Origin of the sequence: Nucisporomicrobium flavum, from assembly GCF_016464385.1 — a bacterium.
GTDB classification, from domain to species: domain Bacteria; phylum Actinomycetota; class Actinomycetes; order Mycobacteriales; family Micromonosporaceae; genus Actinoplanes; species Actinoplanes flavus_A.
Genome location: NZ_JADMLH010000022.1, coordinates 46,973 through 61,544, shown reverse-complemented (window position 1 = coordinate 61,544; position 14,572 = coordinate 46,973). Strand labels below are relative to the sequence as shown.

The 14,572-nt window shown below is 73.7% G+C and carries 13 protein-coding genes; 10 read left to right on the top strand and 3 right to left on the bottom strand.

The window, feature by feature from the left end; genetic code table 11:
* Nucleotides 1-71: 71 nt before the first annotated feature.
* Nucleotides 72-1,190 (bottom strand): LLM class flavin-dependent oxidoreductase, encoded by a 1,119-nt coding sequence (locus tag IT780_RS35475; protein ID WP_199516222.1) that lies wholly within the window; start codon nucleotides 1,188-1,190, stop codon nucleotides 72-74.
* Between the two features lie 152 nt (nucleotides 1,191-1,342).
* Between IT780_RS35475 and IT780_RS35470 the strand changes: the two genes are divergently transcribed.
* From IT780_RS35470 to IT780_RS35425, 10 genes are read left to right on the top strand one after another with little or no spacing between them, the layout of a single operon-like run.
* Nucleotides 1,343-2,230 carry an amino acid ABC transporter permease gene (locus IT780_RS35470; RefSeq protein ID WP_199516221.1) on the top strand — a complete coding sequence of 296 codons (888 nt, stop codon included), beginning with the start codon at nucleotides 1,343-1,345 and terminating at the stop codon, nucleotides 2,228-2,230.
* Nucleotides 2,231-2,238: 8 nt separating this feature from the next.
* The gene (locus IT780_RS35465; protein ID WP_199516296.1) at nucleotides 2,239-2,994 is read left to right on the top strand and encodes an amino acid ABC transporter ATP-binding protein; all 756 of its coding nucleotides are present in this window, start codon (nucleotides 2,239-2,241) and stop codon (nucleotides 2,992-2,994) included.
* A 13-nt stretch (nucleotides 2,995-3,007) separates the two neighbouring features.
* Nucleotides 3,008-3,979: an ABC transporter substrate-binding protein gene (locus IT780_RS35460; protein ID WP_199516220.1), complete on the top strand. Its 972-nt coding sequence runs from the start codon at nucleotides 3,008-3,010 to the stop codon at nucleotides 3,977-3,979.
* 2 nt (nucleotides 3,980-3,981) lie between these two features.
* Nucleotides 3,982-5,109 carry an LLM class flavin-dependent oxidoreductase gene (locus IT780_RS35455; protein ID WP_199516219.1) on the top strand — a complete coding sequence of 376 codons (1,128 nt, stop codon included), beginning with the start codon at nucleotides 3,982-3,984 and terminating at the stop codon, nucleotides 5,107-5,109.
* A complete protein-coding gene (locus IT780_RS35450) occupies nucleotides 5,102-6,472 on the top strand; it encodes an NtaA/DmoA family FMN-dependent monooxygenase (RefSeq protein ID WP_199516218.1) in 1,371 nt (456 codons plus the stop codon). The genes IT780_RS35455 and IT780_RS35450 overlap by 8 nt, the downstream gene beginning before the upstream one ends.
* On the top strand, nucleotides 6,469-7,161 hold the full coding sequence (locus IT780_RS35445) for a GNAT family N-acetyltransferase (protein WP_199516217.1): 693 nt from the start codon (nucleotides 6,469-6,471) through the stop codon (nucleotides 7,159-7,161). Before IT780_RS35450 ends, IT780_RS35445 begins: the two co-directional genes overlap by 4 nt.
* A 12-nt stretch (nucleotides 7,162-7,173) precedes the next feature.
* Nucleotides 7,174-8,445, top strand: coding sequence for an MFS transporter (locus tag IT780_RS35440; protein ID WP_199516216.1), 1,272 nt, complete (start codon nucleotides 7,174-7,176; stop codon nucleotides 8,443-8,445).
* A gap of 22 nt (nucleotides 8,446-8,467) precedes the next feature.
* Nucleotides 8,468-10,105 carry an acid phosphatase gene (gene acpA, locus IT780_RS35435; protein ID WP_199516215.1) on the top strand — a complete coding sequence of 546 codons (1,638 nt, stop codon included), beginning with the start codon at nucleotides 8,468-8,470 and terminating at the stop codon, nucleotides 10,103-10,105.
* Nucleotides 10,106-10,158: 53 nt separating this feature from the next.
* Nucleotides 10,159-10,515 carry a nuclear transport factor 2 family protein gene (locus tag IT780_RS35430; RefSeq protein WP_199516214.1) on the top strand — a complete coding sequence of 119 codons (357 nt, stop codon included), beginning with the start codon at nucleotides 10,159-10,161 and terminating at the stop codon, nucleotides 10,513-10,515.
* 22 nt (nucleotides 10,516-10,537) lie between these two features.
* Nucleotides 10,538-11,392, top strand: a complete 855-nt coding sequence (locus IT780_RS35425) for a helix-turn-helix domain-containing protein (RefSeq protein WP_199516213.1) — start codon at nucleotides 10,538-10,540, stop codon at nucleotides 11,390-11,392.
* Here IT780_RS35425 and IT780_RS35420 read toward each other — a convergent pair.
* Both IT780_RS35420 and IT780_RS35415 read right to left on the bottom strand, forming a co-directional pair.
* Complete coding sequence (locus IT780_RS35420; protein ID WP_199516212.1) at nucleotides 11,382-12,326, bottom strand: NADP-dependent oxidoreductase; 945 nt, start codon at nucleotides 12,324-12,326, stop codon at nucleotides 11,382-11,384. The two genes, IT780_RS35425 and IT780_RS35420, sit on opposite strands and share 11 nt — an antisense overlap.
* 198 nt (nucleotides 12,327-12,524) lie before the next feature.
* Nucleotides 12,525-14,489 carry an ATP-binding protein gene (locus tag IT780_RS35415; protein ID WP_199516211.1) on the bottom strand — a complete coding sequence of 655 codons (1,965 nt, stop codon included), beginning with the start codon at nucleotides 14,487-14,489 and terminating at the stop codon, nucleotides 12,525-12,527.
* Nucleotides 14,490-14,572: the final 83 nt, after the last annotated feature.

Here is a 14,572-nt window from a genome sequence, read left to right as displayed (position 1 = left end):
GGGGGCGGGGGGGGGGCGGCGTTCTCCCGGGGGCGGGGGCGGGCCCCCGGGGGGGCCGGGGCGCCCGGCCCTCAGCCGTACCAGTGCTTCGCGAGGAGCTCGAACGAGCGCACCCGGTCGGCGTGGTCGTACGTCATCGTGGTGACCAGCAGCTCGTCGGCCCCGGTGACCCGGCGCAGGGTCTCGAGCCGTTCGGCGACCGTCTCCGGGGTGCCCACCAACTGGGTGTCGAGCCGGTCCGCGACCAGCTTGTGCTGCTCGGCGGTCAGCGGCCGGGCCTGCGCGTCGGCGACGCTGGGGTACGGGATCGCCCCCTCGCCGGTGCGGATGCTGTGCACCCAGAGGCCGTACGGGGTGGCCAGCCGCCGGGCGGTCTCGTCGTCCTCGGCCACCAGCACATCCGCGGAGACCATCACCTTCGGCTGCGCCAGGGCTTTCGACGGCCGGAACGCCGCCCGGTACGCCTCGACCGCCTCCAGCACCCTGGCCGGCGCGACGTGGTAGTTGGCCGCGAACGGCAGCCCTCGCGCGCCGGCCACCCGAGCGCTCTCGCCGCCGCTGCTGCCGAGGACCCACAGCTGCAGGTCGGCGCCCTCGCCGGGGACGGCCCGCGCCTCGTTGCCCAGCCCGTCGGTGTACGGCCCGGCGAGCAGGATCTCGATGTCCGCGACGACGTCGTCCAGGTCGGCCGGTTCGGCGTTCGGCTGTTTGAGCAACCGCGCGAAGAGCGCCGAGCGCGCCGACCGCAGGATCGGCGCGAACGAAAAGGACTTCGGGATCAGCAGCCCGTCGACGACCCGCGCCTCGGTCTGCGGTTCGTCCGGCTCGGCCGCCGAGGCCACCGTCGTACGGCGTTGCGCCGAGCGGCCCAGCCCCAGGTCGAACCGGCCCGGGTGGAGCGCGTCCAGCAGGCCGAACTGCTCGACCGCCGCCAGCGGGGTGAGGAAACCCGTTTGCAGCGCCCCCGATCCGAGCCGGATATGGTCGGTCACCGCGGCGATCTGGCCGAGCAGCACCGCCGGCTGAGAGCTCGCCACTCCCGGCGTCAGGTGGTGTTCGGCGACCCAGTAGCGGTGGTAGCCGAACTGTTCGGCACGCCGCGCGAGGTCGAGCGTGCGGCGCAGGGCGTCACCGGCGGTGCCGCCGGCGATCAGCGGGGAAAGATCCAGGACGGACAACGGTACGGTCACCTCTCATTCCTATAGCTGCAATAGGAATAGGGCAAGACATTGCGCCGTTCACAAAGCCGTTAAACATACATAGGCGATAGGACTTGAGGGCATTGCGACCACGGGCCTAGCGTCGTCGGCATCACCCCGCAGCACCGCCCGGAGGGACCCCCGTGAGTCTCCTGTCCTCGGCCCGGCGCACGAGCGCCCACCCACCGACCGCCCCACCGTTGCCGGACGAGCTCGTCGTGGTGCCGGCGCGCCACCCCTGGCGCTGGATCGCCGTCGCCGCGGTGCTCGTCCTGCTCGCCCAGTTCCTGCACGGCCTGGCCACCAACCCGGGCTGGGAATGGGGCACCTTCGCCGGGTACTTCTTCGAGAAGTCCGTGATGGAGGCGCTGCTCGTCACGCTCGAGCTCACCTTCGCCGGCGCGGTGCTCGGCTTCCTCGGCGGGATCGTGCTGGCGCCGATGCGGCTCTCCGGCAACCCGGTGCTGCGGGCGGTCAGCTGGGCGTACATCTGGGTGTTCCGGTCGGTCCCGCTGATCGTCCAGCTGCTGTTCTGGGCCAACCTCGGCTACCTGTACGACCGGCTGCAGGTCGGCGTGCCGTTCGGGCCCGGCTTCTTCTCGGTCGGCACCTCCCAGTTGGTGAGCGCGTTCGGGGCGGCGCTGCTCGGGCTGGCGCTGCACGAGTCGGCGTACGCGGCGGAGATCGTGCGGGCCGGGATCCTCTCGGTCGACCAGCGGCAGCGCGAGGCGGCCGCCGCGCTGGGCATCCCGCGGCTGCGCCAGTTCCGGCGCATCCTGCTGCCGCAGGCCATGCGGGCGATCCTGCCGAACGCCGCGAACGAGCTGGTCAACCTCCTCAAGAGCACCTCCGTCGTGTACGTCCTGGCGATCGGCGAGCTGTTCTACCAGGTGCAGGTCATCTACGGCCGCAACGGGCGGGTCGTGCCCCTGCTGCTCGTGGCCACGGTCTGGTACGTCGTGCTCACCGCCGTCCTGTCGGTCCTGCAGCACTACACCGAGCGCCGCTTCTCCCGCGGGTACGCCCGGTGACGACCCCGATGGTGGAGATCCGCGGCCTGCACAAGTCGTTCGGCCCGCTGGCGGTCCTGCGCGACATCGACCTCACCATGGCGGCCGGCAGCGTCACGGTCGTCCTCGGCCCGTCCGGCTCCGGCAAGTCGACCCTGCTGCGCTGCATCAACCACCTGGAGAAGCCCGAGCGCGGACGTGTACGCGTCGACGGCGAGCTGATCGGCCGCCGCCGGGCCAGCAACCACCTCTACGAGCTCGGCGAGCGTCAGGTGCTCCGGCAGCGTACGGGCATCGGGTTCGTGTTCCAGAGCTTCAACCTCTTCCCGCACCTGACCGCGGTGGAGAACATCGCCGAGGCGCCCATCTCCGCGCTCCGCCGCCCCCGCGCCGAAGCCCACCGACGTGCCCGGGAGCTGCTCGCACGCGTGGGGCTCGCCGACAAGGTGGACGCCTACCCGCGGCAGCTCTCCGGCGGCCAGCAGCAGCGGGTGGCCATCGCGCGGGCGCTCGCCCTCGACCCCAAGCTGATCCTCTTCGACGAGCCCACCTCGGCGCTCGACCCCGAGCTGGTGGGCGAGGTGCTCGACGTCATGCGGGACCTGGCCAGGGCCGGCACCACCATGATCGTCGTCACGCACGAAATCGGCTTCGCCCGCGAGCTCGCCGACACCGTCGTCTTCCTCGACGAGGGCCGCGTCATCGAGCAGGGACCGCCTGCCGAGGTCCTCGACCACCCCCGGCACGACCGTACCCGGGCCTTCCTGTCCAAGGTCCTGGCCTGAGCAAGGAGCATCCATGCGTCGCAGAAACCTGTTGATCGCCCTCGGGCTCGTCGCCGGGCTGACCGCCTGCTCGGCCCCGGACGAGGCGCCGAGACCCGCGGCCGCGGCCGTGCAGGCCGGGACGGTGACGATCAACGACACCGCGGACCAGAAGCGGATCGTGCCGGCCAAGGTGGACGCGATCGCCGCGCAGGTGCCCGCCGCCGTCCGCAGCCGCGGCAAGCTCGTCATCGGCGTGGGGGCGGCCGGTTCCGGTTTCCCGCCGCTGGCCTTCACCGCGACCGACAACAAGACTTTGATCGGCAGCGAGCCTGACGTGGCCGTGGCCGTCGCGGGCGTCCTCGGCCTGCAGCCGGACCTGCAGAACACCTCGTGGGAGAACCTGTTCATCGGGCTGGACAGCGGCAAGTACGACCTCGGCGCCTCCAACATCACGGTCACCGAGGAGCGCAAGCAGAAGTACGACTTCGCCACGTACCGCAAGGACGAGCTGGCGTTCGAGGCGAAGAAGGGCGCCGGATGGAAGGTCACCGGTCCCAAGGACGTCGCCGGGAAGAAGGTCGCCGTGGGCTCGGGTACCAACCAGGAGAAGATCCTGCTGGAGTGGAGCAAGGAGGCGGTCGCCGCCGGGCTGCCCGCGGTGGACGTCAAGTACTACCAGACAAACCAGGCGACGTACCTCGCGCTGGGCTCCGGGCAGATCGACGCGTACCTCGCACCGAACCCGACCGCCGCGTACCACGTCGCCGTCGCGGGCCAGACCGAGATCATCGGCACCTACTCCGGGGCCGGGTCGACCCTGCAGGGCAAGATCGCGCTGACCACGAAGAAGGGCAACGGGCTGGTGAACGCGTACGCCGCCGCGGTGGACGAGCTCATCCGCTCCGGCGACTACGCCCGCATCCTCGAGCGGTGGAACCTCGGCTCGGAGTCCGTACCGAAGGCGGAGGTCAACCCGCCCGGCCTGCCGATCGAGGGGAAGTGACCATGACCCTGCACCTGGCAGTCGCCCTCGAGGGCGCCGGCTGGCACCCGGCGGCGTGGCGCGAGCCGGCCGCCCGCCCGGCCGAGCTGTTCACCGCCCGCTACTGGATCGACCAGGTCCGCGAGGCCGAGGCAGGAAAGCTCGACTTCGTCACCATCGAGGACGGGCTCGGCCCCCAGTCCAGCCGGCCGGACGGTCCGGATGAGCGGACCGACCAGGTCCGCGGCCGGCTCGACGCGGTGCTGGTGGCCGCGCGGGTCGCCCCGGCCACCCGCGGCATCGGGCTGGTCCCGACGGCGACGGTCACGCACACCGAGCCGTTCCACATCTCCAAGGCGATCGCCACCCTCGACTACGTCAGCACCGGCCGGGCCGGCTGGCGGGCCCAGGTCTCCTGGCGCCCCGCCGAGGCCGCCCACTTCGGCCGGCGGGAGATCACCGGTGTCGAGGACCTGTTCGACGAGGCGGCCGACTTCGTCGAGGTGGTACGCCGGCTCTGGGACAGCTGGGAGGACGATGCCGAGATCCGCGACGCCGCCACCGGCCGCTTCATCGACCGCGACAAGCTGCACTACATCGACTTCGCGAGCCGCTGGTTCAGCGTCAAGGGGCCGTCGATCACCCCGCGCCCGCCGCAGGGGCAGCCGGTCGTCACCGCGCTCGCGCATGCGGAGACCCCGTACCGGTTCGCCGCCGCCTCAGCGGACCTGGTCTATGTGACGCCGTTTGACGCCGACGACGCCCGGCGCATCGTCGGCGAGGTGCCCGTCCCGCACATCTTCGGTGACCTGGTGGTCTTCCTCGACCACACCCCGGCCGCCGCCCGCGAAGCCCGGCAGCGCCTCGACGACCTCGACGGCGCGGCCTTCACCTCGGACGCGGCGGTCTTCACAGGCACCCCGGCCCAGCTCGCCGACCTGCTGCTGGACTGGCAGTCGGCCGGGCTGACCGGCTTCCGGCTGCGCCCCGCCCGCATCCCGGAGGACCTGCGGGCCATCACCCGCGGGTTGGTCCCGGAACTGCAGGCCCGCGGCGTTTTCCGGCACGAGTACGAGGCGTCCACGCTGCGCGGGCTGCTCGGCCTGCCCCGGCCCGCCAACCGCTACGCCGAAGGAGCCCGCGTTGCCTAAGCAGATCCACCTCGCCGCGCACTTCCCGGGCGTCAACAACACCACCGTCTGGAGCGATCCGCGCTCCGGCAGCCACATCGAGTTCGCCTCGTTCGCGCGCCTCGCCCGCACCGCCGAGCGCGCCAAGTTCGACTTCTTCTTCCTCGCCGAGGGGCTGCGGCTGCGCGAGCAGGGCGGGAAGATCTACGACCTGGACGTGGTCGGCCGCCCCGACACGTTCACCGTCCTGGCCGCACTCGCCGCGGTCACCGACCACCTCGGACTCGCGGGGACGATCAACTCCACGTTCAACGAGCCGTACGAGGTGGCCCGGCAGTTCGCGAGCCTCGACCACCTCTCCGGCGGGCGCGCCGCCTGGAACGTCGTCACCTCCTGGGACGCCTTCACCGGGGAGAACTTCCGGCGCGGAGGCTTCCTCGCCGAGTCCGACCGGTACGCCCGGGCCACCCAGTTCCTCGACACCGCCAGAGAACTGTTCGACTCCTGGCCGGCGGACGCCGTGGTGGCCGACCAGGAACGGGGCGTGTTCGTCGCCGACGGCCGGGCCGGCGAGTTCGCCCACCGCGACGACCACTTCGACATCCACGGCCGCTTCAACGTCCCCCGCAGCCCGCAGGGCCGGCCGGTCATCCTCCAGGCCGGGGACTCCGACGCGGGCCGGGAGTTCGCCGCCGCCACCGCGGACGCGATCTTCAGCCGGCACGGCACGCTCGCGGAGGGGCAGGCATTCTTCGCCGACGTGAAGCGCCGGCTCGCCGCGTACGGCCGCGACCGCGACGACCTGCTCGTGCTGCCCGCCGCAACCTTCGTGCTCGGCGACACCGACGACGACGCGCGGGAGAAGGCGCACCTCATCCGGCGGCAGCAGGTCAGCGGGCAGACCGCGATCAAGTTCCTCGAACAACTGTGGAACCGCGACCTGAGCGCGTACGACCCCGACGGGCCGCTGCCGGAGATCGACCCCGACGTGTCGGAGAACCACATCGCGCGGGGGCGGGCCAGCGTACGGATGCACCGCGATCCGATCGCCGTCGCCCGCGAGTGGCGCGAGCGCGCGGCCGCCGGCAAGCTCTCCATCCGCGAGCTCATCATCGAGGTGACCGGGCGGCAGACCTTCATCGGCTCGGCGGCGACCGTCGCGGCCACGCTGAACGACCTCGTGCAGCGGGACGCCGCGGACGGCTTCATCCTGGTGCCGCACGTGACGCCGGACGGCCTCGACGAGTTCGCCGACGCGGTGGTCCCGCTGCTGCAGGAGCGCGGCGTGTTCCGCACCGAGTACACCGGCCCGACGCTGCGCGACCACCTCGGCCTCGCCGTGCCGCCGCGCCGGGCCCGGGCCGCGGCCGGTGCCGCTCGATGACGGCCGTCGACGCCCGGCTGTCCGTCCTGGACAATGCCGCGTGGGAGTCCCTGGCCGGGCCGCACGCCCACTTCGCCGAACGGTACGGCCGGGCCGCCCGCTACCCGTCGTCCGTGGCGCCGTTCCACGCGCTCGCCGACCCCCACGACCCTGCGGCATGGGCCGACCTGGCCGAGCTCACCGGCCCCGGCGCCGAGGTGGCCGTGGCCGGTCCGGTGCCAGCTGCCTGCCCCGGCTGGGAAGTGGCGGGCGAGATAGCCGGCGTGCAGTTCGTGGACGAGTCGCTGCGCGCCGAGCCCGACCCGGCGGCCGTCCGGCTCGGCCACGCCGACGTCCCCGAGATGCTGGACCTGATCGCGCGGACCCAGCCCGGCCCGTTCCTGCCGCGCACCGTCGAGCTCGGCACCTACCTCGGCGTACGGCACGAGGGCCGGCTGATCGCGATGGCGGGGGAGCGGCTGCACCCGCCCGGCTGGACGGAGATCAGCGCGGTCTGCACGGACCCGGCGTTCCGCGGCCGCGGCCTGGCGACCCGGCTGGTCCGGGCGGTGGCCGCCGGCATCCGCGCCCGTGGCGAGACGCCGTTCCTGCACACCTCGGCCGGTAACGCCGGGGCGATCCGGCTCTACCAGGCGATCGGCTTCCGCCTGCGCTGCCGCACGACGTTCGCCCGCTACCGCGCCGTCTGAAAAGGTCCACAGGTGGGTAGCACGGGAGGCGTGCGGACGGCTCTGGTGCGGTACGTGGCCGGCGCCACCCTGGCGCGCGGTGCGGATGCCGGGGCGGCGGTCGGATTCGTGCTGCTCGCCGCCACCACGCCGGACGTGCCGCGGCCGTCGCTGGCCGGTGCTCTGCTCGTGACCTGCCTGACCGCGCCGCACCTGCTCGGGCCCGTGCTCGCGCGGCGGCTGGACCGGGCGCGTGACGGCCGGCAGCTGATCGCCGTGGTGTGCGTGGCGTACGGCGTCCTGATCGCGGCGGCGTCCGTCGGCCTGGGCCGGGCGCCGATCGCCCTGGTCGCCGTGCTCGCCGCCGTGGCGGGTGCGTGCGGCCCGCTCCTGACCGGCGGGCTGAGCAGCCGGTTGGCCGCGCTGGCGCCCGACGGGGAACGCGCTCAGCGTCGCGCGCAGGGACTGGACTCGCTCAGCTACGGCCTGGGCGGCACGGCTGGTCCGGCCATGGTGGCCGCCCTCGCGGCGGTCGCCGGCGCGCGGACTTCGATGCTGGTCCTCGCCGCGGCGGCGGTGCTCGGCGGCGTTCTCATCCGGACGCTGCCCGCGGGCGGCGACACCGTGCCCCCGGACGAGGTTCTTTCCGTACGGCAGGCGCTGCGGCTGATCGTGACCACCGGGCCGCTGCGCCGGGTCATGTACACGACCGTCGTCGCCGCCGTCCCGGGTGGGGCGGTCGCCGTCATCGCCGTCGCCTACGGGCCCGACCTGCACGTGGACGCCGGTACGGCCGGGCTGCTGGCGGCGGCGTTCGGCCTCGGCAACCTGCTCGGCTCGCTCGCGGTGAGCGCTCGGCCCCTGCTGGGGGAGCCCGAGAAGCTGGTCACCCGTACGGCTGCGGTGGTGGGTCTCGGGTTCGCGCTGTGCGCGGCGGCGCCCGGTTATCCGCTGGCCTTCGCCGGATTCGCGCTGGTGGGGATCCTCAACGCGCCGTTCTTCACCGCCACCCTGGCGTCCCGGGCCCGCTACTCGCCGCCGCAGGCCCGGGCGCAGGTCTTCGTGTCGATGGCAGCGCTCAAGGTGGGCGCCGCGTCGGCCGGTACGGCCCTCGCGGGCGCCGGCGCGGGTCTCGGCGCCCGGGCCCTGCTGGTGATCGGCTCGGCGATGATCCTGGTGACCGCCGGCGTCACCCTGCTCGACCGCCGGGCCCGTCCGGCCGCGCCGCCCGGCTCGCGGCAATCGGCGGTTGGTGCCACGAGCGACAACGCCGACCGCCCCCGCAGCCACGATAAGTTTCGGTGAGTCGACGACGACGGGAGCGGACATGAGACGGGTCGGCGCGGTGCTCGGTGCGATGGTCCTCATGCTCACGGGGGCCGTCGGTCCCGCTCAGGCCCACCATCGCCGCGGCCCGCTCGGCCCCTTCACCAACCTCGTGGTGATCTACCAGGAGAACCACAGCTTCGACAACCTGTACGCGGGCTGGGGCCGGGTCGGCGCCCAGTGGGTCGACGGCCGGGGCGCGCCCGGGTACGCCCGCCGCAGCGCGCAGGTCCGGCAGGACGGCACCCCGTACCGGTGCCTCTACCAGAACGACCCGAGCCTCGCGTCGCCGCCGCTGCCCGCCACCTGTGGCACCGACACGGCGAGCAACGGGTTCTCGTACGCCAGTCACTTCGCCAACCGGCCGTTCTCCATCAACGACTACATCACGCCGGAGAGCCTGACCTGCCCGGGCGGCACCCCCGGCGGTTGCACGCGTGACCTGGTGCACCGGTTCTACCAGGAGCAGTACCAGCTCGACGGTGGCCGGATGGACCGCTACAGCACCGGCAGCGACGCGACCGGCCTGACGCAGGGCTACTACGACACCCGCCAGCTGCCCATCTACCAGTACCTGCACGCCGCCGGTGCGCCGCACTACGTCGTGGCGGACCGGTTCTTCCAGGCCGCGTTCGGCGGGTCGTTCCTCAACCACCAGTTCCTGGTGGCCGCGCAGGCGCCGCCGTGGCGGGGCGCGCCCGCCACCGCCCACTCGGTCGTCGACGCCGAGGGCTTCCCGAACCCCAACCCGGCCGCCGCGGACACCGGCGTCCGGGCGTACCCGCTGCACAGCAGCAACCCGGCGCTGAACGACGGCCCGCTCACCCAGGCCTGCCCGGGCCGCGCCGGCTTCGCCTGCGGCGACTACGCGGTCAACACCGTGCAGCCGGCCAGCCAGCCCAGCGCGGGCGGCGCCAACACGCTGCCGCTGGTCAACAACGTGGACCCGGCCGCGCCGGACTACCGACGGACGATCGGCGACGAGCTGAGCGAGCGCAACGTCAGCTGGGCCTGGTACGCCGGCGGCTGGAACGACGCGGCCGCCGGGCACCCCGGCCCGCTGTTCCAGTACCACCACCAGCCGTTCAACTACTTCGCCCGGTACGCGCCCGGCTACGTCGACCCGCGCACCGGCGAGCACCCCCGTGACCACCTCCAGGACGAGACGGCGTTCTTCACGGCCGCGCGCGGGGGCAGCCTGCCGGCGGTCAGCTTCGTCAAGCCGTACGGTGCGGAGAACGAGCACCCGGGCTACGCGAGCACGGACAACGGCGAGCGGCACCTCGTGGACCTGATCAACGCCGTCATGGCCGGGCCGCAGGCCGCCCGTACGCTGATCGTGGTCACCTACGACGAGTTCGGCGGCCAGTGGGACCACGTCGTCCCGCCCGGTCAGGGCCGGCACGCCACGCCCGGACCGTCCGACGAGTACGGTCCCGGCACCCGCATCCCGGCCCTGCTGATCTCCCGGTCGCTGCGCTCCTCCGGCGTCGACCACACGCCGTACGACACGACGTCGATCCTGCGCACCATCGAGCAGCAGTACGGCCTGGCGCCGCTGGACACCCGCTTCGGCCGCGACGCCCGCGTCAACGACCTGGGCCACGCCCTCCACGTCGGCGGCATCGGGCGCCGCTGAGGGGGACATCCCGGCCCTGTCGGCGCCGCACGACCGTCGTTAGCGTGCGGACCATGACACCTCCTGTGGTTGAACGGCTGGTCGCGGCGATCAACGCCCACGACCTCGACGCGCTGACCGCCTGCTTCGCCGAGGACTTCCGCTCGGTGGCGCCGGCGCACCCCGGCCGTACCGTGCAGGGCCGCGACCACGTCCGGCGCAACTGGACCGTGATGTTCGAGGAACGGCCGGACGTCCGGGCCGAGATCCTGGCGTCCGCCGGTGACGGCGACGAGTTCTGGTCCGAGTGGGACTTCAGCGGCACCTCCCGGGACGGCACGCCGTTCCACGACCGTGGCGTCATCGTCCTCCGGGTGGCCGCCGACCTGATCGCCGGCAATCGCTGGTTCATCGAGCCCGTCGGCGATTGACCGTGCTTCCTAGCCTGGCCGGGTGCGACACGATGATGACTTCGGCGCCGTCGTCCGTACCTTCCGGGCGCGGCTGAGCCCGGCGGCCGCGGGCGTCACGGCGGCCGGGCCGGCGACGCGGCGCGTGCCGGGCCTGCGGCGCGCGGAGCTCGCGGAGCTGGCCGGCATCTCCGAGGATCACCTCCGGCGCCTGGAACAGGGCCGCCGCCGGCCGTCACCGGCCGTGACCGATGCCCTGGCCCGGGCCCTGGCCCTGAACGCGAAGGACCATTCCCGGCTGAGGGCGTCGGCCGGGTTCGCCGAACCGGGCACGGCGGCGATGCCGCGGGAGCTCACCCCGGCCGCCGTCCGCCTGCTCGACCGGATGACCGAGTTCCCGGCCTGCGTGTGTGACGCCTCCTGGACGGTGCTGACCGGCAACGCGGCCTGGCAGGCGCAGGACTGCGGGGCCCGGACCGCGCGGGGACGCGACCGCAACATGGCCTGGCGGGTGTTCACCGGCGTACCCGGCGCCGTGCACCGCTCTCCCGGCGCGCTGGAGAATCTGCGGTCGTCACTCGTCGCGGGCCTGCACACCGCCGTCCGGCGCTACGGGCAGGACCGGGAGCTCCGGGCGCTCGTCACGGACCTGGCCGCGGCCAGCCCGGCCTTCGCGCGACTGTGGGCCACGGATCCCGGCGTGCCGCCGGGCTGGGTGGACACCATGACCGTCCGCCGCCCCGGCGCCGGCGACGTCGAGCTCGACAAGGACGTCTTGATCGTGGAGCCGGGCGACCTGCGCGTCGTGGTCTTCACCGAGCCACGCGGCGGCGGGGAGCGAGCGGCCCGCCCCACGGCAGGTCGCCCGTTCCCGAAGGACACCGCGCTCAGCCGGTGACGGTGACGACGACCTTGCCGCTCGGCAGGGTGCCCTCGGCGGCCCGGGCGTGCAGGGCGGGCAGCTCGGCCAGCGGGACCCGCTCGGCGACCTCGATGTGCAGGCGGCCGGCGTCGACCTGCCCGGCCAGCTGCGCGAGCTGGTCGGCGTCGCTGCGGACGTACAGGTCGATCCCGGTGACGCCGCGCCGCTCGTCCGAGGGTGCGGGCATCCACACCGTCGTGTTCACCAGGGTGCCGCCGTCGCGGATGACCGTGAGGAGCGCGCCGAGCTGCTCGGGGGCGACCGGCGCGAGGTTGAGCACCACGTCGACCGGCTCGGTGACCTCGGCGGTGACGTCGGCGGCGGTGTGGTCGATGATCTGGTCCGCGCCGGCGGCCCGGACGCGTGCGCTGCTGTGCGGGCTCGCCGTGGCGAGGACGTGGGCGCCGGCGCCCTTGGCCAGCTGGACGGCGTAGCCGCCGACCGCGCCGCCGGCTCCGTTGATCAGTACGCGTTGCCCGGCGGTCAGCTTGGCGTGCTCGAACAGCGCCTGCCAGGCGGTGAGGCCGACGGCCGGCAGCGCGGCGGCGTCGGCGAGCGGGACGGTGGTGGGCGCCGCGGTGAGGATCTCGGCGGGCGCGATCACGTACTCGGCCGCCGCGCCGGCCTCCGCCATGGGCAGGAAACCGATGACCCGGTCGCCGACCGCGAGGGTTTCGACGCCCTCGCCGAGCGCGTCGACCGTGCCGGCCACGTCGATGCCCGGTGTGTGGGGCAGCTTGACGGGGATGGGTCCCTGCATGTTGCCGCCGCGGATGTTCGCGTCGACGCCGTTGAACGACGTCCCGGCCACCCGTACCCGCACCTGTCCGGCGCCGGGGGCGGGCTGCTCGGCGTCCTCGTGGCGCAGAACCTCCGGGCCGCCGAACTCGTGGAAACGCACTGCCTTCATCGCACTCACCCTTTCCCAGTTGCTTCGAACTCGAAGCACTTCCCGACCATACTTATGCTTCGAATTCGAAGCAAGAGTTCGGTCGTGTGACCGCCGTCTCCGCGGCCGGTGCCGGGCAGCGTCCGTCCACCCTGCGCCGTACGGCCACCGGTACGCCACGACCGGCGGTGCTCACCGCTGCTCAGAACTGCCCAGCTGTCAGTCCACCCGGCGGAGCAGAAGCTCGACGAGCCGCGCTTTCCCGAGGGAGAGCTGCCGCCGGTACGTGCCGTACGGAACTCCCAGCCGCCGCGCGGCGGCCCGGTGCGTCCGGGACGCCGAGATGTACGTGGCGGTGAGCGCCTCGTACGCCTTCACGCCCGCCGGATCGACCCGCAGCGCGTCGAGAGCGGCCAGGACGGCGCCCCGGAGCTGAGCCACCGGGTCGCTCGAATCCGGCGCGACGAGGCGTGAGCGCAGCAGGGCACTGGTGGCGAACTCCGCGGGGGAGTGCCACGTCCGCAGAGCCTGGACCACGGCCTCCTCGAAGTCGGCGGGCGGCACGGCCGCTTCGGCCCATCCGGCGGGTACGGCCCCGGCGCGCGCCCGGTGTTCGACCCACTGCTCCACCGGTTGCCGCCGCCAGTCCCGGCCGAAGATGTGCTCCCGGCATCCACCGGCATCGGCCACCACGACCTCCTGCAGCCCGGCGCAGCCGAGGTACCCACGGAACCGCTCCGCGTCGGCCACGGAGACGAAGCTCATCGCGCGTGACCGGGCCCGCATGTCGGCCGCCACCGCGCGCCGCCCGATGAGATCCATGATCGGTGCGGGCTGCCCGGCCCGTCCGGACAGCACCGCGAAGCGCCGGATGCTCAGGTGCTCACCCGGCCGCAGGGGAGCCGTGGCCGTCACGAAGTCCCAGAGCGCCGCGATGACCGGATCCGCGTCGCGGTCCTCCGGAAGCACCGCCTCCAGCCGCAGCAGGGCCACGAACGCGACGGGTGCGGGGGAGTCCGCGAAGCGGTAGACACGGAACGCCTCCGGCTGACGGCGTACCCAGTGCGCCACCGCCGACGACTCCTCCGTCATGCGCAGCAGCTCGGGCACGTCGGCGGGCCGCAGCGGCGTGTCCTCGACGTGCGGGTGCGGCCGCCAGTCGTACGGGTCGTCCGGGCCGCAGTCGTCGCGGAAGAGGTACATCCACTCGGCGACCCGTACCAGCGCGTCCTCCTCGGCGGCGCGGCGCACGGCGTGCAGGCCGGCGACCGACACGCGTACGCGGACGTCCTCGTAGCGTTCGGGATCCCGCCAGCGCAGATCCGCCGCCAGCGTCGAGCGCACCGCGTCGTGCGGGTGCAGCCCTTCCGGCGTGGCCTCGACGTACGGCAACTGCCGCAGCCAGGGGAACACCGTCGCGGTGTCGTCGTCGCCCAGCACCGCCCGCAGCAGCGGCTCGCGGGTGACGTACGCCTGAGCGGCCACCTCGAGCGCGCGCCGGTGAACCGGGCCGGGCAGGTCGCCGACCAGCCGTTCGACAAGTGTGGTCAGGACGTCGCCGGTGGGTTCCCAGGGGCCGCCCGCGGCGAGGACGGACGCGGCGAGCGAGAGCACGAGCGGGCTGCCCCCGGCGAAGGCCGCCACGGCCGGGCGCTGGTCCGCGCCCACCCCGCGCGCCGCGAGCAGGGCGTCGGACTGCGCGGCGTCGAGCGGCCGGAGCTCCAGGCCGGCGAAGAGCTTCACCCAGCCGGGATCCAGGGTCCACTCGAGGTCGGGCGCGGCCCGGCCGGCCAGCACGACGAGCGCCCCCTCCGCGAGCCGGGGCAGGAAGGTGTCCCGAAGCCACGGCTCGAGCGACCGGCAGCGCTCGAAGGTGTCGACGAGGAGCACCGCGCCGGGCTCGTCGCAGGCCGGGGCGGCGGCCTCGGCCAGGCGGTCCGGGTCCCCGTCGAGGTAACGGGCGTCGACGGCCACCACGCGCCGCCCGGCGAGCTGCGCCCGGCCGGCCGCGTACCGGAGGAGCCAGGACTTGCCGATCCCGCCGGGGCCGTGCAGGTACGCGACGACCGGCGCGCCTGCCGCCCCGGACAGCATCCGGTCCAGCACGGCCCGCTCCGCCTCCCTGCCCAACAGCGCCTCGGCCCGCGCCGCCGCCAGCCGGTCACCCAGTCCCGTCGTCCCCACGCCCCGCCCCTCTCCTCGGAGATCATCTTGCCCTCGGGATCGCCGTCAGCAGGCCGAGCGCGGTCCGGACGCCCGCGATGCTG